This window comes from Bradyrhizobium sp. BEA-2-5 (assembly GCF_032918025.1).
GTDB lineage: Bacteria > Pseudomonadota > Alphaproteobacteria > Rhizobiales > Xanthobacteraceae > Bradyrhizobium > Bradyrhizobium pachyrhizi.
In genome coordinates this window covers 6,287,019-6,307,744 of record NZ_CP136629.1, presented here as the reverse complement: position 1 = coordinate 6,307,744, position 20,726 = coordinate 6,287,019, and the positions used below count along the sequence as shown (strand labels likewise).

Genomic DNA, 20,726 nt, shown 5'->3' with positions numbered 1-20,726 from the left:
TCCGCCTGTCATAATTCCGAGACGTAACAATCTGCCGGACGCAAGCGTATCGCCATCAAGCCCTCCGACCGCCGGCGAAGGCCAACATGAACGCCTTTGAACGCTCAAGCGCCCTCGAACGACCGCGGTCACCGTCTTCGGCGAGGATGCTGACGATCAGCATTCGTCTTGCCGTCTCGGCGCTGGTCCTTACGGCGATCCTGCTCACCGCCGCAGCCTCGAGCCTGCTCTGGTGGCGCACGGCCGAATCGATCAGCCGGCAGCTCGCCTCGACCATCAACGAGCAGATCGTGGCGGCCGTGCGCAAGGAGGTCTCGGCCATCGTCGACGAGGCGCGCGCCGCGCACACGGCGATCCGCACGCTCTTCCTCCAGAACGTGCTCGACACCCGCGAGGCCGACAAGCGCGAGTTCGTCTTTCTCTCGCAATTGCAGTCGCAGGCGACGATTTCCTGGGTCGCGTTCGGCTGGCCCGACGGCTCCTTCTTCGCCGCGCACAAGCTCGGTGATCGCCGCCTGGAGATGATGGAGATCTCGAAGATCGACCATGTCGGCCAGCGCCGCATCGACGAATATCAGGTTATCCCCGGCGACATCGAATTTGAATCCCGCCGTTTCGAACCCACAGACTTTAGCGTCACTATGCAGGACTGGTTCAAGATCGGCATGGAGGCCAATGGCCCGCAGTGGTTCGGGGTCGTCGACCATCCGATCGGCCCGCGGCCGTCGATCGCCTTCGCGGGGCCGATCGACGTCTATCAGGAGCGGCAAGGCGTTCTGGCCGTCGTCATCGAATACACCAGGCTCGCGCGTTTCCTGTCGCAGCTCGAGGTCGGGCGCACCGGGACCGCCTTCATCCTCGGTGCCGGCGACGAATTGATCGCGGCTCCCGACAAGAACGCCGACGAACTGCATCCCGCGCACAGCCGGATCGATCTGTTGCCGTTGGCGCGCATGGCTCGGACACTGGCCGGCGAGGACGGTCGCAAGGAAGCATGGCGGCGGCGGCTTACCCTCGATGGCGCAGCCTATGAGGTTGGGCTGACGCCCCTACCATTTACCGGCTGGTGCCTGGCGACCGTGATCCCTGAGGCTGAGTTTCTTGGCCCGGTCGAAACCACGTTGCGACGGCTCATCATCGGTCTTGCCATCGGTGCGCTCCTCGCCGCCCTGTTCTCTGCGATGCTGGCGCGGTCGGTGATCGCCACGCCGCTCGCCCGTGTGGTCGGCGAAATCCGACATGTGGAAAGCTTTGCATTGGACCAGGTGCGCCGCCACCCGTCGCGGCTCGCCGAGATTTCGAGCCTTTCGGGCGCGATAGCCGAGATGGCGCAGGGCTTGTCTGCTTTCCGCAAATTCATCCCGGCCGATCTGGTCCGGTCGCTCCTTCGCCAGGGCATCGAGGCGAAACCTGGCGGCTCGATCCAGGAGCTGACGGTAATGTTTATCGATGTGGCCGGCTTCACCGGGCTTTCCGAGCGCATGGGGGATCGCGTTGTGCCGCTGTTGTCGCGATATCTCGACGTCGCCTCCGAAGTCATCGTCGCCCACGGCGGCACCATCGACAAATTCATTGGCGACGCTGTGATGGCATTCTGGGGCGCGCCGACAGCGCAGGCCGAACATGCCCTGCTCTGTTGCCGTGCAGCACTCGTCTGCCGCCAGGGCATTGAGGCCGCGGGCGTCAGGGACGACCAGGGCCATCCCCTGCAGATCCGCATCGGCATCAATTCCGGCCGCATGCTGGTCGGCAATATCGGCTCGGAGCTGCGGCTGAACTACACCGTGATCGGCGATGCCGTAAACGTCGCCAGCCGCCTCGAAGGCGCCAACAAGCGCTATGAGACGCAAATTCTGATCGGCGCCGAGACCAAGCGCCTGGTTGAGGGGGCCATGGTCACACGCGAGATCGATCGCATAGCCGTCTACGGCAAGACAGAAGGCCTCGCCGTGCATGAACTGATCGGTTCGGCTACAGGCGACGCTTACCCGGCCTGGATCATCGATTACGAGCAGGGACTGCTTGAATATCGCAAGCGCGACTTCGCCAGCGCCATATGCTGCTTCGAGGCTGTCTTGCGCCAGCGTCCTCACGACAGGCCAACTGAACTGATGCTCGACCGCTGCAAGCTCCTCGAGCAGTCGGGTGTTGACGACACGTGGTCACCTGTCGTGACACTTCAATCAAAATAGCCGACCCGCCGGTACCAGGCAGACGACTGGATGCTGGCTATGTGCGAAAGCGGCAGCATTCGATATCGAAGAAGGACGTTGTTGCCGGCCCGCTGGTCAATCCTGAGTTCTGGCGGGAAGTAAGCCTGACCACGGTCAAGGGGACGCCCTATTCGTGGGCTGTCGGTTCGCTCGTCCGCGAGGCTGAGGTAGACGTGGCTAGGTGACATCCCTCTTGCCGTCAAGGACCTCTCCGCTAAGGAAGCTGGATCGGACGAGTAATTCTCCCATCGCGCAATCCTGTTCCTGGATCGCACCTTATTCCGCCGCCACCGGCATCAATTCCATCTGCTCATGCAGGATCACGCCCGACAGCGGATCAAACTCGCCAACCCACGGCGCGTGTTCAAGGGCTGCTCTCGTGTGCGAGTAACCAGCGTCCCACCGCTGCATGATGCCGCGCGGACTGAAATCGATGTCCTTGGTATGCGTCTCGCGCTCGAGCTGCGGCGCCAGCAGCCGCACCACATGCATGCGTGTCTGACAGCCATAACCGGCCAGTTCGCGCACCTCTGGAGTGTTGCGTTCGCTGTCGGGCAGCCGTTTGGCCAATTGGTTGATGATGTGACGCAACCGATGCGCCTGCTGCTGTCGCACGATCTGGCTCGCGATGCGGCTGGAATATTGCACGTCCTTGTGCCGGTTCAGCACCTCCGCCATCGTGGTCGGCTCGGGCCCGACGGGATTCCACAGATGCACGGAGAAGATCAGCGAATCCTTGCGGGGATTGTCGTCGAACACCGCTTCCGTCGGCGTGTTCGACAGGATGCCTCCGTCCCAATAGAGCTCACCGTCGATGCGGACGGCGGGAAAGGCCGGTGGCAACGCGCCGGAGGCCATAATATGCCTGATGGTGAGTTCGCCGTCGCGGCTATCGAAATAGCGCATCTGGCTGGTCCGCACGTGGGCGGCCCCGACCGTCAGACGCGGCGAACAGCTATTGAGCAGCTTGACGTCGACGAGTTCGCACAGGGTCTGCTCCAGTGGCGCGGTCGAGTAATAGCCGGCCCGTTCGGCACCCAGCGGGTAGCCGTCACCCGCATGCGCAAGGGCATTTGGACGAAAAAAGCCAGGAATTCCGTGGGTGATGGTCGCCCAGTAGGATAGCCGGTCATTGAAGCCGGGAAAGGCCGTCCGGATGTTCCAGACCGGATTTTGCTCCATCCGCTTCCAGAACTCTTTCAGGCGTGACAGCCGGTTCTCGACCGGATTGCCCGCGATCAGGCTCGCATTGATGGCGCCGATCGAGGTGCCGATCACCCAGTCCGGCTCTATGCCGGCCTCGTGCAAGGCTTGATAGACACCTGCCTGGTACGAGCCCAAGGCGCCGCCGCCTTGCAACACCAGAACGACCTGGCCGGGGAGATCCTTGGCCAGCGATCTGATATTTCGCGACGAAGTTCTGTCCTGCATGTTGTGCTCCCATTTCGGCCTGGTCTAATATTCGCAAGCGCGCCCGGCTCTGTTACGAGCGTCGTCTCAATGCGCTGTCCAACCGCCATCGACCGGCAAAGCAATTCCGGTAATCGACGCGGCTGCTTCGCTCGCCAGGAACACCGTGAGCGCGCCGAGCTCTTCGACTGTCGCAAAGCGCTTGTTCGGCTGCTGTGCCAGAAGCACGTCGCGGATCACCTCGTCGCGGGAGATGCCATGCGCCTTGGCCTGACCGTCGATCTGCGCTTCGACCAGCGGGGTATAGACGTAGCCGGGGCAGACGGCGTTGCACGTAATACCTTCCTCGGCGATTTCGAGCGCCGCTACCTTTGTCAAACCGACAATGCCGTGTTTGGCGGCGACATAGGTCCCCTTGAACGGCGAGGCGACCAGCCCATGCGCAGATGCCACATTGATGATGCGGCCGAATCCTTGTTTGCGCATCGCCGGCAGTGCCAGCCGCGTGGTGTGGAACGCGGACGATAGGTTGATCGCGAGAATCTGATCCCATTTTTCGACTGGAAACTGGTCGAGCGGCGCGACATGCTGGATGCCGGCATTGTTGACGAGAATGTCGAGCCGACCAAGGTCGGCCAGCGTCACCGCGACCATCTCGGCGATCGCATCCGGCGACGCCATATCGGCCGCTGAATAGCCGACCTTGACGCCATGATCGGCTTCTATCGCGTCCTTCGTCCAGGCGATCTCGGCCGCGGCTCCGAAGCCATTCAGCATCACGTTTGCGCCAGCCGCGGCAAGCGCGCGGGCGATGCCAAGCCCGATCCCGCTGGTTGAGCCGGTCACGACGGCGGCCCTGCCATCGAGCAATTTTGCGTCAACGTCGGCATGCGATTTGATCTGGACATTCATCTTGTGAAATCCCGCTTGCATCGTCGGCGGTATCCGACGGTCGCCAAAATCTGCATCGCAAAATGGACTTACGGAAATACCCTTTGACTTCCAAAACCATAGGTGCGCGCTATGGCCGCCTTGGCCCTCAATCGGCTAGACTGTGAGCCGGATCAGGGGAGTTCGGCCATGGAAATGCATCAGGTTCGGTACTTCCTCGCGGTCGCGCGGACGCTCAATTTCACGCGTGCTGCTGATGAGTGCAATGTCACCCAGCCATCGCTGACGCGGGCAATCAAGCAGCTCGAGGCTGAGCTTGGCGGCGACCTGTTTCGCCGCGAGCGTCCGGCCGGATTGACCGAGCTTGGTCAGCGCATGCACCCCTTGCTGAAGCAATGCTACGAGGCCGCCGCCGGCGCGCGCTCGCTCGCCTCGTCATTCAAAAGCGGCGAAATCGGCGCGCTGAGAATCGCGCTCACCCACTCGATCGATCTGTGTCTGCTGATTCCCTTCCTCGATCAGATCAAGCGCCAGTTCAATCGGTTGGAATTCCGTTTTCTCCGTGGCAATGGCCGCGAAGTCGGAGACATGCTGAGGAAAGGTGAGGCGGAGCTTGGAATCGCAGCTGAACTCGACCCGAATTGGGAGCGGCTCGACACTTGGCCGCTATTTACGGAGGACTTTCAGCTCGTCGTCAACGCTGACCACCGGCTTGCCGATCAGGACAGCATCGACCTCGATGATCTGCGTTCCGAACAGCTTTTGTCGCGTGGGTACTGCGAGTATGGCCTGCGTTTGAACACCGTCTTGCGAGAGCACGGCATAGACGTCGGTCATTGCCACGAGATCTCGAGCGAGCGCGATCTCATTGAACTGCTTGAGGCCGGTATCGGCATCGCCGTGGTTCCTGACACCTCGCGGATACCGCAGACGCTCAAACGTACCTCGGTAGAGGGACTCGATGCCCGACGCACGGTCAATCTCTACGGCATCGCCGGTCGCGAACGAACTGCGGTCGCATCTGCCGTCATGCGCATGCTGCGTGGCACGGATTGGCGGCAGTTTTTGGAGAAGAGCCGAGCCGCGTGAGAGTACCAATGCACGCGGGTCGTCCGGAAGTGCCTACCTCGCGTCCTTCAGAGCTCCGAGTAGATCCTCGATCGCCATGCGGCGCCGGAAGTCGGGATCAACAAAACGCGTTTTGACGATGCCATCGCATCCGATCACAAAGGCCGCAGGAATTGGCAACACCCAACCGTTGTTGCCGTGAAAGCTCGGCATGTCGAGATAAGAGAGAAGCCGCTCAATCTCTGCACCAAGCCAGATCGCCAGGTTGAGGGACAGCGCATAGCCATTGTCGAGATCGGTCAGCACTGGAAACGGTGCTCCGGCTTCGGACTTGAATTCTGCCGCATATTCCTGTGTCTCGGGCATGATGGCGACGACGTCCGCCCCCAGAGCCTTGATGCGGTCATAGGCCTTGATCACCGCCCTGACATTGAGCCGGCAATACGGGCACCAATGGCCGCGGAAAAACATCACCGCCACCGGGCCTCGCTCGAGCAGAGAAGGCAAGGCGATTAGGCGACCGCTTTCGTCGGGTAGCACGAAGGGTGGCATCGGTTCGCCAGGGCGCGGCGCGTTTTCGCCGCCGCCATTTTCGTTGACCCTGATAACGAGGCGATCGACTGCGTCGCCGTAGGCCGGAAAGATTTCCCGGCCTGCTGCCGCATAAGCTTGGAGCTGCTCGTTGAGAGTGCCTTCCATCTCCCGGCAGCGCTGAAAGGCGACCTTGAGCCGCTCGGCGTCGGCTGGGGAAAGCGATGTCATCCCTTGCTCCCGTATGTTTGACCTTCAGATGGCAATCCTGCGCGGACCGCCCACCACAGGCGCCTTTGTCTCCGCCAGGAGCATTGCACAAAGCACGATAGCATTGGGCTATCGATATCAGAGCGCGCCCGCATTTCATGTTGGACGCCTGAGCGAGGATGGCCGTCCCCCGAGGGGTTTTCTATGTCCCGCTATAACGTACTGTGATTTGGCAAATTCGCTACCTTTCCTTTCCTGATTTCCACCTCGTGGGCCATGGCGGTTATAAGCTTGGAGATATGTTCGGCCTTGCAATGAATCTCGACATTCGCGCGAGCGAGCTTCGTGACCACATTTCCGCCTGTCGGACCTTCGCGTCCGGACATCGAGCACATGCCCGGCAACGCTTGAGTCGCATAGCTCGCCGCTATCGACTCAACAGCCAACGGGCATTTCCCGAAGCAAAGGCCTTGCGCGATGCTCCTGACACGCCGGCCAGCCTTTCGGGGCCGCGACATCGAGGAGACAACAACATGTTCAATGACATCGCAACCGCGCGCAAGATCTGGCAAGCTCTCGGCGTCGCAAGCGCCATTGCCATTTCGCTCGCGACAGCATCCGCGACATTCGCCGGTGAATGTCCCGCCGACAAGATGAAGGCCAATGCCCGCTCGATGGTGGACTACAAGCCGGTTGGCGTTACCGACGTCACGCTCGGCGCGATCGACCTCGGCAAGCAACCGGCGCATATCGAGGGCCGCGAACTGCGCTTCCGCAGGCTGACCATCGCGCCCGGCGGCATCGTGCCCTGGCACAGCCATGACGATCGCCCCGCCCTGATCTTCGTGCAGCAGGGCGAGATCGTCGAATACGCCTCCAATTGCGTCGATCCGATCGTGCACAAGGCCGGCGACATCCGCCCCGAAGTCTACGGCACCTCGCATTGGTGGAAGAATCTCGGCAAGGAGACTGTCATCCTCTACGTCGGCGACGTCCGCAAGGATCCCAACGACCATCACATGTAACGAGCGCTCCGCCCCACGCCTCGTTACCGGATGTGACGACCCGGGAGCCCGTGTTGGCCCCGCACGCCCGGCGTCACATCCCCTCTTTCGATTACAGGAGCTGCCGCGATGGCCGACATGCCGATGGGAGTCACGGCAGAACCGATGCAAGAGCACGGTCATTCAACCGGCGTGGCGCTGCGATCCCTGGTGATCGGCCTCACCGCCTTCCTGACCGTCGTCGATCTCTTCGCGACGCAGGCGATCCTGCCCTCGCTGACGCGGCACTACGGCGTCACGCCCGCAGCAATGGGCTTTGCCGTCAATGCCAGCACCTTCGGCATGGCGGTCGCCGGCCTCGTCGTCGGCTTCTTCAGCCCGCATATCGACCGGCGGACCGGCATCCTGGCAAGCCTGCTTCTGCTCGCAATTCCGACGAGCTTGCTTGCCATCGCACCGAACCTTACCGTCTTCACCATTCTTCGCGTCATGCAGGGCCTCTGCATGGCGTCAGCCTTTACGCTCACCCTTGCCCATTTGGGCGAACAGTGCAGCGCGATGGATGCTGGCGGCGCCTTCGCTGCCTATATCACCGGGAACGTCGCAAGCAATCTGATCGGGCGTCTCATCTCGGCGTCCGTGTCCGACAATCTGGGCCTGGCGACGAATTTCTATTTCTTTGCCGTGCTCAATCTCGCAGGCGCGCTGCTGGTCCACTTCACAATCAAGCGCGTCCAGCCCATGCACTCCATCGACCCGGCGCAATCGCCACTTTCGGCAATGATAGAGCATTGGCACGATCCGGCCCTGCGCGCGGCCTACGGCATCGGCTTTTGCATCCTGTTCGCCTTCATCGGCACCTTCACCTTCGTCAATTTCGTTCTGGTCCGGCCGCCGCTGTCGCTCGGCATGATGGGGGTGGGTTTTGTCTATTTCGTGTTTCTCCCCTCCGTCGTCACGACGCTGCTGGCTGGCAAAGCGGTGGCACTGTTCGGCATGCGCCTATCACTTTGGGGCGGTCTCGCAATCGCCGCTCTGGGCCTGCCACTGATGCTCTCATCGCACCTTGCGGAGGTGCTCGCGGGGATGGTGCTGATCGGGGTCGGCACGTTCTTTGCGCAAGCCTGCGCCACGGGCTTCGTCGGGCAAGCGGCGCGAACAAACCGCGGGGTTGCCAGCGGCACCTACCTTGCCTGCTATTTCTTCGGCGGCCTGGTCGGCAGCGCGGTGCTTGGTCAATTGTTCGACCATTTCGGATGGGCCGCCTGTGTCGCAGGCGTGGGTGTGGCGTTGGCATTGGGGTGCATTTTGACCGCAAGCCTCAGGATCCCGGTGTCCGGTCGATAACACGAGTGGTGGGCCCGCCAGGACTCGGACCTGCAACCAGACCGGTTATGAGCGGTGGAGCAAGATCAGCTTCGTTGATCTTGCTGCACCATGCTTGAGTTCGATTGCGCTCGTCGCGCTTTGGTGAGGTCGTGTTCTGGCGCGAAACTGGTGCGGTTCGCGGCAATGGCGGATTTCGGCCGACGCTGAGGCTGCTCGCGCGCTCAATCGCTTTGTTGAACGTTCAGTAAAGTCGCATACTAAACATTCTGGCTGTGGCTGACCTTCTGGCTTTCCTGTTATCGGGACGGGCCGAATTGCGTCCGCCGGACCAGGTCGGCAATCGTTGTTCGCCGCATTCGCTGCAATCCTTGGGCAATTTGTTGCATTGCGAACGTCGACGCTTGCGCGTGCGAGCGTCGGGAATATTTTCGCCAAGGTCGCGAGAACCGGCTTGACGGGCCAAAAAATTTAGTACTACGTTTAGTAATACAAAAAACTAAACATCGCGCATCGAGCGCTGATGTGCAGGAGGAGCCCAAGCCATGCCGGAGCCGTCTCCGGCAGCGGTCCGTCTCGTCCTTCACTCATCGCTCCTCAAACTCGGTTTCAGGGTCTTGGCGTCGCTCCGGCAGGGCGCGCTGAGCGGGTTGGACGCTTCAACGAGAGAGGAAACGGATATGCGGACATTCAATTGGCTGAGAAGCTCAGCGGCCACCACGGTTCTCGGGGCGGCGCTGCTGGGGATATTTGGCGGAGGCGAAGCTGCGGCCCAGGGTAAGCAGCTCACGCTGTGCTGGGCGGCATGGGATCCGGCCAACGCGCTGGTCGAACTCGGCAAGGATTTCACCAAGCAATCCGGCATCGAGATGAAGTACGAGTTTGTCCCCTGGACGAGCTACGCGGATCGCTTCCTCAACGAGCTCAACTCCCACGGCAAGCTCTGCGACCTGATCATCGGCGACAGCCAGTGGATCGGCGGCGCCGCCGAGAACAAGTGGTACGTCAAGCTCAACGATTTCTTCGACAAAGAGCACATCTCGATGGACGACTTCGTCCCGGCGACCGTTGTCGGCTATTCGCAGTGGCCAAAGAATTCGGCGAACTACTGGGCGCTGCCGGCGATGGCCGACGCCGTGGGCTGGACCTATCGCAAGGACTGGTTCTCGCGGCCCGACATTCAGTCGGCTTTCAAGGCCAAGTACGGTCGTGATCTGGCACCGCCGAAAACCTATGACGAGTTGAAGCAGATCGCGGAGTTCTTCCAGGGCCGCGAGATCGACGGCAAGAAGGTCTATGGCGCCTACATCTTCACCGAGCGCGGCTCCGAAGGCATCACGATGGGCGTGACCAACGTGCTCTACAATTACGGCTTCAGTTACGACAATCCGAAGAAGCCGTACCAGATGCAAGGCATCGTCAATTCCGCCGAGGCGGCCAAGGGGCTCGAGTTCTACAAGGAACTCTACAAGTGCTGCACCGCGCCGGGCATGACCAATGCCTACATGCAGGAAGGGCTCGATGCCTTCAAGTCGGGCCAGGTGGCGATGCAAATGAACTGGTTCGCCTTCTTCCCCGGCCTCTACAAGGATCCGAATGTCGGTGGCGACAAGATCGGCTTCTTCGTCAATCCGGCCGGCCCGAACGGGCACTTCACCCAGCTCGGCGGACAGGGCATCTCGGTGGTTGCGACCTCCGACCGCAAGGACGACGCGCTCGCCTACATCAAGTGGTTCGCGCAGCCCGCCGTGCAGCAGAAATGGTGGCAGATCGGCGGCTACTCGGCGCTCAAGGCGGTGGTCGACGCGCCGGACTTCCCGAAGAGCGCGGCGTTCGCGCCGCAATTCCTGGAGTCGATGGGCATTGTCAAGGACTTCTGGGCCGAGCCGTCCTACGCCCAGCTGCTGCTTGATATGCAGAAGCGGGTGCATGACTACGTCGTCGCCGACAAGGGTACCGCGCAGCAGGCGCTCGATCTCCTGGTCAAGGACTGGACCAAGGTGTTCAAGGAACAGGGCAAGCAAGTCGCCTCGCAATAGCTCGAACGCCGCGTCCCAACTGAACTGGCTTCCCCGAGGTCAGCCTCGGGGAAGCCGAACCAGCCCAGCCGATGGACAAGATGACGACGATCCTGCAACCCGACCATGCTACGATCCCGGGCGTGAGCGAGCCAGCCAAATCCCGCGCCGCGCGCCGCGTCCATGGTCTGTCCGACCGGACCATTGCGTGGCTGTTCGTCGCGCCGACGATTGCGCTGCTGCTCGCGATCAACATCTTTCCGCTGGTCTGGATGATCCGGCTGTCCTTCACCAGCCTCAACCTCAGCATGTCCTATCTGCCGCTGCGGTTTGTAGGGCTCGACAATTTCAGCGACATACTCAACGACGAGGACGTCTGGTTCCGGCTCCAGACCACCGCGCAATTCGTGATCTGCTCGGTCGCCATGCAGGTCGTGATCGGCTTTGGGCTCGCGCTTCTGATCAACCGTCAATTCCGCGGCCACAGTTTCTGGACCACGATCATCCTGCTGCCGATGATGCTGTCGCCGGCGGTTGTCGGCAATTTCTGGACGCTGCTGCTGCAGCCGCAGATCGGCCCGTTCAACTATCTGATCAGCATGTTCACCGGTGTGCCGCCGAGCTCCTTCAGCATGACAGGGCAGGTCGCGCTCGCGCCATGGACCATCGTGCTCGTCGACACCTGGATGTGGGCGCCCTACGTGATGCTGATCTGTCTCGCGGGGCTGCGCTCGATCCCGGATTACATCTACGAGGCCGCCGAAGTCGATCGTGCCTCGGCCTGGCGGCAGTTCTGGTCGATCACGCTGCCGATGACGGTACCGTTCCTGATGCTGGCGGTGCTGTTTCGCGCGATCGAGAACTTCAAGATGTTCGACATGGTCAACCTGCTGACGTCGGGAGGCCCGGGGTCAACCACCGAGCTCGTATCGATCACACTGAAGCGCGCGGCATTCGAGAAGTGGCGCACCGGTTATTCGTCCGCGCTCGCCATCATCCTGTTCGTGGCCGTGTTCGGGGCCGCCAACATCTACGTCAAAGCGCTCAACAAGGTGAAGCAACGATGACCGCTGCCGTAGCCAAACCTGTCCTGGCCAGATCCAGCGCACACTCGATCGTCGAGGCCTCGCCGCGCACCAAGGCATTCGCTGGTGCTCTCGTCATCCTCTATGCGTTGATCACGATCCTGCCGCTGCTCTGGATCGTCGCCACCGCCTTCAAGTCGCAAAGCGATGCGATCGCCTATCCGCCCAAGGTAATCTTCGAGCCGACGCTCGAAGGTTATGTCAACCTGTTCACGGTGCGCACCCGCCAGACACCTGATTTCATCGCCAAGTTGCCGCCCCCGGAGACCTGGTATGACAAGCTGGTCCGCAAGCATGACATGGTCATTGCCGGACCGTCCAAAGTCGTCCCGCGCTTCGTCAACTCGCTGATCATCGGGTTCGGTTCGACCTTCCTCGCCGTCTTCCTCGGTACGCTCGCGGCCTACGCATTCTCGCGCTTCCGCATTCCGTTGGCCGACGATCTCTTGTTCTTCATTCTGTCGACGCGGATGATGCCGCCGGTCGCGGTCGCGATCCCGATCTATCTGATGTACCGGCAGCTCAACCTGACCGACACCAGGCTCGGAATGATCCTGCTCTATACCGCCGTGAACGTCTCGCTCGCAGTCTGGTTACTCAAGGGGTTCATCGACGAGATCCCACGCGAGTACGAAGAGGCGGCCCTCGTCGACGGCTACACGCGGCTGCAGGCGCTGCGCAAGGTGGTGCTGCCGCAGGCCGTCACCGGAATTGCGGCGACCGCGATCTTCTGCCTGATCTTCTCCTGGAATGAATACGCCTTCGCGGTTCTGCTGACCAGCGGCGAGGCGCAGACCATGCCGCCCTTCATTCCTTTCATCATCGGTGAGGGCGGGCAGGACTGGCCGGCGGTTGCCGCCGCGACCACGCTGTTCGTCGTCCCGATCGTCATGTTCACCGTGCTGCTCCGCAAGCATCTGTTGCGCGGCATCACCTTCGGAGCGGTGCGCAAATGAGCGGTTCTGCTGTTATTAGGGGTGCCAAGGGAACCAAGGGGGCATTGCCCTGCTTCTTCAGTCGCGGGCGCTGGGAGGCCGTTGCGATGACCCTGATCGGGGGCGGCATCTTCATGCTGGTGCAGCCCTTCTCGATCGATCTCTACAGCTATTCATTCGTGACGATTCTGGCCGGCACGGTAGGCTTCGTCGTCGTCAGCCATTTTCCGGAATAGGGTCATGGCTCAGATCCGCATCGAAAATCTTCGCAAGTCGTTCGATCAGTTCACCGCGGTGGAAGGGTCGACCTTCACCATCGACGATGGCACTTTCTTTGCGTTGCTCGGCCCTTCCGGCTGCGGCAAGACCACCACCTTACGCATGATCGCCGGCCTCGAGCTGCCGACCGAGGGCAAGATCCTGCTCGACGGGGAGGACGTCACGTTCCACCGTGCCGCCGCCCGCGATATCGCGTTCGTGTTCCAGCTGTTCGCGCTCTATCCGCATATGGATGTCGGGCAGAATATCGGCTTCCCCCTGAAGTGCCAGGGCATGGCGCGGCGCGAGATTCGCGAGCGGGTGCAGGAGACCGCGCGGATGCTGCGGATCGAGCATCTGCTGTCGAGCAAGACATCGAAGCTCTCGGGCGGCGACCGCCAGCGTGTCGCGCTCGGCCGAGCCATGGTGCGGCGCCCGAAGGCCTTCCTGATGGACGAGCCGCTGGGCGCGCTCGACGCCGAGTTTCGTCATCTGATGTGCGGCGAGCTGCGCGATTTGCACGATCGCATCAAGGCGACCACGGTCTATGTCACCCACGACCAGCTCGAAGCGATGTCGATGGCCGACCAGATCGCGATCATGAACAAGGGGCGCGTGGAACAGATCGGCACGCCGCAGGAGGTTTATGACCGGCCTGCCAGCATGTTCGTCGCGGACTTCATCGGCTCGCCACCGATGAACTTCCTGCGCTTCGAGGGCGGCCTGCGATCTGGTGACCGGGCGATCAAGTTTCACGACACCAGGCTCGTGGTGCCCGAGATCCGCGAGGACCGGGCCAGCGCTGCGCTGGCCCTCGGGATTCGTCCGGAGCATATTCGCTTCAGCGACGCCGGATCCGTTCGTGGCGAGGTGTTCGGCGCGGAATATCTCGGCACGACGCAGATCGTCACAATCGACACCGCCTATGGACGGGTCGCGGCGCGGCTGCCGTCGAGCGCCTCGGTGCGGGTCGGAGAGACCGTCGGCCTCGAATTCAACTCCGTTCGGCTCTCACTGTTCGATGCCGGCAGCGGCCTTGCAATCAGGACCGCCGGCGAGGAGGGGGGGCGCCATGGTTGACGTCAGCTTGCGCAATATCAGCAAGCGCTTCGGCGCGGTAGAGGCGGTGCGCGACCTCTCACTGACGGTGAACGACGGTGAGTTCCTCGTCCTGCTCGGGCCGAGCGGCGCCGGCAAGACCACGACGCTGCGGCTGATCACCGGGCTCGAGAGCCCCGACGCCGGTTCGGTCATGATCGGCGGGCGCGACGTGACGCATGATCCGCCGGGTTCACGGGACATCGCATTCGTGTTCCAGCAATATTCGCTGTATCCGCATCTGTCGGTCTATGACAACCTCGCGTTCCCGCTGCGCTCTCCGGCGCGGCGCGTGCCGGAGCCACAGATCCGCAAGCGGGTCGAGCAGACCGCGGAGCTCCTGCATATCGCCAGCAAGCTGAATAATCGCGCCACTCGCCTGTCGGGAGGTGAGATGCAGCGGGTCGCGATCGGCCGCGCGCTGGTGCGCGATCCCTCGATCTATCTGATGGACGAGCCGCTGTCGTCGCTGGATGCAAAGCTTCGCGCCGAGCTTCGCCTCGAATTGAAACGGATCCAGCTCGAGCTCGGCGCGACCATCCTTTATGTGACCCACGACCAGGTCGAAGCCATGACGATGGCGTCAAGGATCGGCGTGATCAAGGACGGTCGGCTGCTTCAGCTCGGCACGCCGAGGGAGATCTACGAAAATCCATCCAGCAGCTACGTCGCATCGCGGCTCGGGACGCCCCAGATCAATTTCCTCCCCGCACGGTTGCTGTCCGATGTGGCGATACCGCCGGAAACGGAGACGGTCGGCATCCGCACCGAGCACCTTCAGATCGCCGCGCGCAACGGCGGGCAGATGGTCGGCCGGGTGCATCGCGTCGAGCACCTCGGCGAGCAGAATCACGTTCACCTCGACTATAAGGGCGAAACGCTGGTGACGCTGGCGGATCCGCATCAACCGTTGCGGGCCGGCCAGGAGGTTGAATTGCAACTGCTGCGTCCGCTGTGTTTCGACCGTGCGGGGCAACGCATCGGCGCGATGGTCCAATAGGGGAGCGAGAGGTTCAGATAGATGTCTGTGCAACCGGAGACATTCAAGTCGCTGCTCAAGGCGGCCGCCGAGCAGGTCATCGCCAGCGCGCCTGAGCTCACGAGCCTGGACCAGGCGATCGGCGACGGCGACCACGGGACCAACATGAAGCGCGGCTTCGAAGCCGTGCTCGGCAAGCTCGATGCCATCTCGGCGCAGCCGCTCAACGAGGCATTCAAGGCGATCGGCAAGACCCTTGTCATGACGGTCGGCGGCGCCTCCGGCCCGCTTTATGGCAGTTTCTTTCTCGCCGCGGGCGAAGCGCTGTCGCAAGACAAACACCTGCCTGACGATCTCGCCGACGTGTTCGGCAGCGGAGTGGACGCGGTGAGCGCGCGCGGTCGCTCGCAGGCCGGCGAGAAGACAATGCTCGATGTGCTCGTTCCGGTGCTGGAGACACTGAAAGCGGGCGCCGGCCAGCCCGATTTGATCGCGCGGGTGCGCATCACCGCAGCTGAAGCGGTCGAGCGCACAGTGCCGATGCAAGCCACCAAGGGCCGGGCGTCGTTCCTCGGTGCGCGCAGCGTCGGTCATGTCGATCCCGGGGCGCGATCGAGCTGCGTTCTGCTGCACGCTGTGTGCGCTGGCCTGGAGGCGCGGCAATGACCGATACCGTAGGGATCGTGATCGTCTCGCATTCCCGGGATATCGCCAAGGGAACCGCGGACATGGTGCGGCAGATGGTCGGCAGCGAGGTCAAGGTCGCCTTCTGCGGCGGCAATCCCGATGGTGGTCTCGGCACCAGCGTGCCGCTGATCATCGACGCCATCAACGATGCCTGGTCGTCGAAAGGCGTTGCTGTACTTGTCGACCTCGGCGGCGCCGAGACGAACAGCGAAATGGCGGTCGAAATGCTGGAGCCGGCGAGGCGTGATCTCGTTGTCGTCTGCAACGCGCCGATCGTCGAGGGCGCCGTCATGGCGGCGACCGAAGCTGCGGGCGGCAGCTCGCTGGCCCAGGTCAGAGCCGTGGCCGAGGAACTCTCTGCCGATTGAGATGTCGGCGATGCGATTAATGGATGATGAGCATGCTTGATAGAGCGGACGGACAGATCTTCACCGGCAATGTGCGGCTGGTGCATGCAGTCGGCATGCACGCGCGCCCCGCGGTCAAGCTGACCAAGCTCGCCAAGAAGTTCCAGGCTCAGATCTCCGTGCGGGTCGCGGGCGCGCCGGAATGGATCAATGCCAAGAGCGTGGCCAAGATCATGGCAATGCGCGCGGCACATGGCAGCACGATCGAGATCAAGGCCTCCGGTAGCGACGCCGAGGCCGCGGTCGCGGCGCTGGTCGATCTGATCGCAAGCGATTTTCCGGATGGAGCACCATAGCATGCAGGGCGGCGCTGCAGGTCTGGCCTACCGCGGCAGGACCGCCTCGATCGGCTTTGCCCATGGCCCGTTTGTCCGTGTCGATGCGGGCGCGGCCGGCGAGCGCGTGGCCGGCACACTGGTCGAGGAGGCGCTGGCCTTGCGCAATGCGATCGACGTCGCGAGTGGCCAGATCGCCGATCTTGCCGCCAGCGCCGGCGGCGAAGCTGCGCAGATTCTCGAATTCCAGGTTGCGCTGCTGGAGGACGAGGATTTGATCGAGGCGATCTTCGCGTCGGTCGGCGAGGGACGTCCGGCCGATATCGCGTGGCGTTCGACGCTCGACGCGCACATCGCCGACTACAATTCCGCACCGGACGACTATCTGAAAGCGCGTTCCTCCGATCTTGCGGATTTGCGCGACCGCGTGGTCCACATTCTGCGTGGCGACGAGGGGCAGCCGCTGAAGGTCCCGAGCGGGGGCGTGGTCTGCGCCGACGATCTGCCGCCATCGCGATTCCTCGAGATCGACTGGTCCGGCGGCGGTGGCCTGGCGCTGTTGCGCGGCAGCCCGACCAGCCATGTCGCGATGCTGGCGCGCGCGCGCGGCATCCCGATGGTGGTGCAGCTCGGTTCGATTCCAGACGTCGGCACCACGGCGTTGCTCGACGGCGAAGGCGCGACGCTGGAGCTCGATCCCAATGCCGAACAGGTCCGTACTTTCGAGAAGCGGCGCGACAGCCATCTCAAGAGCAGGGCATCCGCGCGCGCGATCCTGCGGCGGCCGACAGCCTCCTGGCGCGGCGAGCGGATCAAGCTCTTCATCAATATCCAGCGCGTCGAGGATCTCGAGCATGCCGACGCGCAATATGCCGACGGCATCGGCCTGATGCGCACCGAGTTCCTGCTGACGGAGCGTGGTGGCCTGCCCGACGAGGAGACACAGTTTCAGGCCTACGATGCGGTGTTGCGTTGGGCAGACCGGCGACCGGTCACCATTCGCACGTTTGACGCGGGCGGCGACAAGCCGGTGCCGGGCTTCACGGTGGACGGCGAAGCCAATCCGTTCCTCGGGGTGCGCGGCCTGCGCCTGTGCCTCGCCCGGCCCGAGATCTTTGCGGTTCAGCTCCGCGCGCTGGCGCGGGCCGCGGTGCGCGGCAATCTCAAGGTCATGTTCCCGATGGTCACCTCGGCGGACGAGCTCGAGGCGGGGCGGAAGCTGTTCGCAGATGTCGTGCAGCGCTTGCAGGCGGACGGCATTGCCGCGATGCTGCCCGAACTTGGAATCATGGTCGAGGTTCCGGCGGCGGCCCTGGCAATCGCGAGCTTCAAGACGTCCTTTTTCTCGATCGGCTCGAACGATCTCGCGCAATATGTGCTGGCCTGCGACCGTTCCAACGGAGCTCTCGCCCCCCTGATGGACCCGCTGCATCCGGCAGTGCTCGAACTGATCGCGCGGACTGCGGAGCATGGGCGCCGCGCCGCCATCAGCGTCAGCCTGTGCGGCGACATGGCGGGTGATCCGCGCTGCCTGCCCGCCCTGCTGAATTGTGGCCTGCGCGAACTCTCCGTCAATGCATCGGCGCTGGCGCAGATCAAGCAGACCATCGACCGGCTGAGCAGCGGAGGCGGCCTTGGCTGACACGGCGGCCGATGACGCGCCCGAAGCCGGCGCGGTGGCAGTCTACAAGCGCATCTTCAAGGAGGTGCTGGAGAGCCGTCCCTCCGGCATGCGGCTTCGGCTGGCCCATGCCATGGGCAAGAACCGCAGCTTCGTCAGCCAGATCAGCAATCCCGCATATCCGGTGCCGATACCGGTGCAGCATCTCAACACGATCTTCGATGTCTGCCACTTTCCGCCACAGGCGAAGGCAGCCTTCCTTCGCGCCTATGCGCGCGCACATCCGCGCCGCGTCGGCCGGTTGAGCGAAGGCTCGCACGAGCGGGCGCTGACGCTGCATCTGCCGGACCTCGGCAGCGCCAAGCGCAACGCCGAGCTCGACACGTTGCTCCAGGAGTTCACGCGGCGACTGATTGGCATCATGCGGGAAAAATAGGCGAGAAACGCCAAACGGACGAAGCGGGGAGGACACAATGAAGAAGTTCATCAATGCGGTCGATAACATGCTCGCAGAGAGCCTCGACGGCTTTGCCGCCGCGCATGCCGACCTCGTCATGCTCGGCGCTGAGCGGAAATTCGTCCGTCGCCGCGAGCTGAACTCGAAGAAAGTCGCGCTGTTGTCGGGGGGCGGCAGCGGGCATGAGCCGCTGCATGCGGGCTTCGTCGGCTACGGCATGCTGGATGCCGCCTGTCCCGGCCAGGTGTTCACTTCGCCGACGCCGGACCAGATCGTCGAGGCCGCCCAGGCGGTCGCGGGCGATGCCGGCGTCCTGTTCATCGTCAAGAACTATGCCGGCGACCGCATGAACTTCGAGATGGCAGCCGAGATCGCCGAGGGTCGCATCGCCACCATCGTGACCGATGACGATGTCGCGGTCGAGAAGTCGACCTACAGTATCGGGCGGCGCGGCGTCGCCGGCACGTTGATTGTCGAGAAGATCGTCGGCGCCGCCGCCGAGGGAGGCGCCGATCTCAAGACCTGCGTGGCGCTCGGCGAGCGCGTCAACGCGCGAACACGTTCGATAGGCGTGGCGCTGACCAGCTGCACCGTTCCGGCCGCGGGCACGCCGACCTTCGCGCTCGGCGTGGACGAGATGGAGATGGGCGTTGGCATCCACGGCGAGCCGGGCCGCCGCCGCGTCAAGCTTGCAGAGGCCGATGCGATCGCATCGGAGATGACGGCAGCGATCGCCGGCGATCTCGCGGCGCCCGCGGGCTCCGAGGCGCTGCTGCTCGTCAACGGCTTCGGCGGCACGCCGACGATCGAGCTCTATCTGATGTACAACGCGGCGCGCCGGATGCTCGAGGAGCGAGGTCTGCGCATCGCCCGTTCGCTGGTCGGCAGCTACGTCACATCGCTGGACATGGCGGGTTGCTCGCTCACCGTAAGCCTGCTCGACAGCGAGACCACCGCGCTCTGGGATCATCCCGTGCGTACGGCCGCATTGAAATGGTGACCGCCTTGGTGGGCGGCCGCTGATTTTCAGATTGCGCCCTGACTGACGATGGGCCGGGGTCGCAGGCATGCACCGGAAGTCTGCCGGTTCACCCTCCCTGAAACTTGCCGTGTCCTTCGGGCGCGGCATCTTTTTTGCGTGGAGTAGACAGGACCTCCGGCGATCGTGAGTGCCGAGCCATTGATTTACTGGTGGGCCCGGCAGGACTCGAACCAGCAACCATGAGCGGGCATAGCGGTTCGGTTGTGAATTCGCCCTTGGATGCTTGCTCCACAATTCGCCTGACGCGGAGCATTTGGACTGTTCGGACGGCGTTAAGAGGCAGCAGAACCGAGTGAAGGACGAGGATTGGATACAAGTCGTCGAAGAACGCGTATGCGATGAACGCGACATTGCTCAAGATGGCCGTGATCCTGAGCTGGAGCATCGTCTTCATGCAAAACGTGGCGAAGACGAGAAGAGATGCGAGATAGCCGGCGGCTTCAACCCAGGACTTCGAGCTGCAGAACAAAACGTCTGAGCAGCGCATTTCCGCGTCCTTCTATGAACTTGCCCCTGAAGAGCGCGACGACCCCTGTACATGTGGGTCAACGGGCTTGGATACCGAAGAAAACGCAAAAATCAGATGCTGATCGGCTAGAAGAATCCGGCACTGAGATCCAGCCCATAAGTCACCGACAGCAGCCACACCAAGAGGGCGGCTCCACAGAACAACGCGGTCTGCTTGAGGACGTTTGCCTGCAATGAGGATGCGGGGAATACCCGGACAAAAGCGTTTGCAATCGCAGCAACTGCAACGGCGCGCATGATGATCTCCAGAAGTTGGCTAATGACTGGGCGTTAGCGAGCGTCGTGCTTCACGCATGAGCTCGCGATTCCGCTCTCGGCGACGGAGGGTTTCTTCGATCTTCTAGAACGCCCAGACAAAGCAGGCCCCCAAGGCAAACTGAAATCAGCATGGGCAAAGATGCCCGATCGCTAACGGTCTGGATCACACAATTTCCAATGCAAATGAAATCTCGGCTCCAGGCAAGTGGCGCGCCAACAGCGCCTCGATCAGGGAATGTTGATCGCCGGCAGCGGGCCAGTGGGGCGGATCAACGCTTTAGCGGGTTGCTCCTGCGCGAAGACCGCGAGTGCAATCAAAACGGCGCATAATAGGGCGATGAAAAAGCCGAGACGCCACCGCCGCTCCGTCCAGTCGTCGTCGGGTGTGTCAAGTCGGCGCGCGCCCGTTGCTGTGCGCATCGTTA

The 20,726-nt window shown here is 62.7% G+C and carries 22 protein-coding genes; 17 read left to right on the top strand and 5 right to left on the bottom strand.

Features of this window, described 5'->3' with window-relative positions; all coding sequences use genetic code 11:
- Positions 1 to 146 precede the first annotated feature (146 nt).
- Complete coding sequence (locus tag RX327_RS29785) at positions 147 to 2,192, top strand: adenylate/guanylate cyclase domain-containing protein (RefSeq protein WP_317247940.1); 2,046 nt, start codon at positions 147 to 149, stop codon at positions 2,190 to 2,192.
- Between the two features lie 297 nt (positions 2,193 to 2,489).
- Here the strand turns inward: RX327_RS29785 and RX327_RS29780 are convergent, their stop codons facing one another.
- Positions 2,490 to 3,644, bottom strand: coding sequence for a patatin-like phospholipase family protein (locus tag RX327_RS29780; RefSeq protein WP_317247939.1), 1,155 nt, complete (start codon positions 3,642 to 3,644; stop codon positions 2,490 to 2,492).
- 66 nt (positions 3,645 to 3,710) lie between these two features.
- A complete protein-coding gene (locus RX327_RS29775) occupies positions 3,711 to 4,535 on the bottom strand; it encodes a 3-hydroxybutyrate dehydrogenase (RefSeq protein WP_317247938.1) in 825 nt (274 codons plus the stop codon).
- Between the two features lie 168 nt (positions 4,536 to 4,703).
- Between RX327_RS29775 and RX327_RS29770 the strand changes: the two genes are divergently transcribed.
- Positions 4,704 to 5,603 carry a LysR family transcriptional regulator gene (locus RX327_RS29770; protein WP_050383676.1) on the top strand — a complete coding sequence of 300 codons (900 nt, stop codon included), beginning with the start codon at positions 4,704 to 4,706 and terminating at the stop codon, positions 5,601 to 5,603.
- Between the two features lie 33 nt (positions 5,604 to 5,636).
- Here RX327_RS29770 and RX327_RS29765 read toward each other — a convergent pair whose 3' ends face one another.
- On the bottom strand, positions 5,637 to 6,344 hold the full coding sequence (locus tag RX327_RS29765) for a peroxiredoxin-like family protein (protein ID WP_317247937.1): 708 nt from the start codon (positions 6,342 to 6,344) through the stop codon (positions 5,637 to 5,639).
- Between the two features lie 512 nt (positions 6,345 to 6,856).
- Between RX327_RS29765 and RX327_RS29760 the strand changes: the two genes are divergently transcribed.
- The 15 genes from RX327_RS29760 (at position 6,857) to RX327_RS29690 (ending at position 19,993) form a co-directional block, all read left to right on the top strand.
- Entirely contained in the window at positions 6,857 to 7,348 is a 492-nt protein-coding gene (locus RX327_RS29760) for a cupin domain-containing protein (RefSeq protein ID WP_317247936.1), read from the top strand.
- 108 nt (positions 7,349 to 7,456) lie between these two features.
- Positions 7,457 to 8,674: an MFS transporter gene (locus RX327_RS29755; RefSeq protein WP_410712094.1), complete on the top strand. Its 1,218-nt coding sequence runs from the start codon at positions 7,457 to 7,459 to the stop codon at positions 8,672 to 8,674.
- Positions 8,675 to 9,333: 659 nt separating this feature from the next.
- A complete protein-coding gene (locus RX327_RS29750) occupies positions 9,334 to 10,692 on the top strand; it encodes an ABC transporter substrate-binding protein (RefSeq protein ID WP_028335636.1) in 1,359 nt (452 codons plus the stop codon).
- 71 nt (positions 10,693 to 10,763) lie between these two features.
- Positions 10,764 to 11,738 carry a carbohydrate ABC transporter permease gene (locus tag RX327_RS29745; protein WP_152977471.1) on the top strand — a complete coding sequence of 325 codons (975 nt, stop codon included), beginning with the start codon at positions 10,764 to 10,766 and terminating at the stop codon, positions 11,736 to 11,738.
- A complete protein-coding gene (locus RX327_RS29740; RefSeq protein WP_038377690.1) occupies positions 11,735 to 12,712 on the top strand; it encodes a carbohydrate ABC transporter permease in 978 nt (325 codons plus the stop codon). The genes RX327_RS29745 and RX327_RS29740 overlap by 4 nt, the downstream gene beginning before the upstream one ends.
- Complete coding sequence (locus RX327_RS29735) at positions 12,709 to 12,927, top strand: hypothetical protein (RefSeq protein ID WP_028335633.1); 219 nt, start codon at positions 12,709 to 12,711, stop codon at positions 12,925 to 12,927. Before RX327_RS29740 ends, RX327_RS29735 begins: the two co-directional genes overlap by 4 nt.
- 4 nt (positions 12,928 to 12,931) lie before the next feature.
- On the top strand, positions 12,932 to 14,029 hold the full coding sequence (locus RX327_RS29730; RefSeq protein ID WP_028335632.1) for an ABC transporter ATP-binding protein: 1,098 nt from the start codon (positions 12,932 to 12,934) through the stop codon (positions 14,027 to 14,029).
- Positions 14,022 to 15,047 carry an ABC transporter ATP-binding protein gene (locus RX327_RS29725; protein WP_050383672.1) on the top strand — a complete coding sequence of 342 codons (1,026 nt, stop codon included), beginning with the start codon at positions 14,022 to 14,024 and terminating at the stop codon, positions 15,045 to 15,047. The genes RX327_RS29730 and RX327_RS29725 overlap by 8 nt, the downstream gene beginning before the upstream one ends.
- Before the next feature lie 21 nt (positions 15,048 to 15,068).
- Positions 15,069 to 15,692 carry a dihydroxyacetone kinase subunit DhaL gene (gene dhaL, locus RX327_RS29720; RefSeq protein ID WP_028335630.1) on the top strand — a complete coding sequence of 208 codons (624 nt, stop codon included), beginning with the start codon at positions 15,069 to 15,071 and terminating at the stop codon, positions 15,690 to 15,692.
- Entirely contained in the window at positions 15,689 to 16,081 is a 393-nt protein-coding gene (gene dhaM / locus RX327_RS29715) for a dihydroxyacetone kinase phosphoryl donor subunit DhaM (RefSeq protein ID WP_028163196.1), read from the top strand. The genes dhaL and dhaM overlap by 4 nt, the downstream gene beginning before the upstream one ends.
- Before the next feature lie 32 nt (positions 16,082 to 16,113).
- Positions 16,114 to 16,416, top strand: a complete 303-nt coding sequence (locus RX327_RS29710; protein WP_244481825.1) for an HPr family phosphocarrier protein — start codon at positions 16,114 to 16,116, stop codon at positions 16,414 to 16,416.
- Position 16,417: 1 nt separating this feature from the next.
- The gene (gene ptsP / locus RX327_RS29705) at positions 16,418 to 18,037 is read left to right on the top strand and encodes a phosphoenolpyruvate--protein phosphotransferase (protein ID WP_050383670.1); all 1,620 of its coding nucleotides are present in this window, start codon (positions 16,418 to 16,420) and stop codon (positions 18,035 to 18,037) included.
- Positions 18,030 to 18,452 carry a hypothetical protein gene (locus RX327_RS29700; RefSeq protein ID WP_028335628.1) on the top strand — a complete coding sequence of 141 codons (423 nt, stop codon included), beginning with the start codon at positions 18,030 to 18,032 and terminating at the stop codon, positions 18,450 to 18,452. Before ptsP ends, RX327_RS29700 begins: the two co-directional genes overlap by 8 nt.
- A gap of 37 nt (positions 18,453 to 18,489) precedes the next feature.
- Positions 18,490 to 19,473 carry a dihydroxyacetone kinase subunit DhaK gene (gene dhaK / locus RX327_RS29695; protein WP_050383669.1) on the top strand — a complete coding sequence of 328 codons (984 nt, stop codon included), beginning with the start codon at positions 18,490 to 18,492 and terminating at the stop codon, positions 19,471 to 19,473.
- Positions 19,474 to 19,807: 334 nt separating this feature from the next.
- Positions 19,808 to 19,993, top strand: a complete 186-nt coding sequence (locus RX327_RS29690) for a hypothetical protein (protein WP_160321714.1) — start codon at positions 19,808 to 19,810, stop codon at positions 19,991 to 19,993.
- Between the two features lie 116 nt (positions 19,994 to 20,109).
- Here RX327_RS29690 and RX327_RS29685 read toward each other — a convergent pair whose 3' ends face one another.
- Together RX327_RS29685 and RX327_RS29680 are read right to left on the bottom strand one after the other, a co-directional pair.
- Positions 20,110 to 20,280: a hypothetical protein gene (locus RX327_RS29685; RefSeq protein ID WP_244481824.1), complete on the bottom strand. Its 171-nt coding sequence runs from the start codon at positions 20,278 to 20,280 to the stop codon at positions 20,110 to 20,112.
- 249 nt (positions 20,281 to 20,529) lie between these two features.
- Entirely contained in the window at positions 20,530 to 20,721 is a 192-nt protein-coding gene (locus tag RX327_RS29680) for a hypothetical protein (RefSeq protein WP_050383668.1), read from the bottom strand.
- Positions 20,722 to 20,726 lie beyond the last annotated feature (5 nt).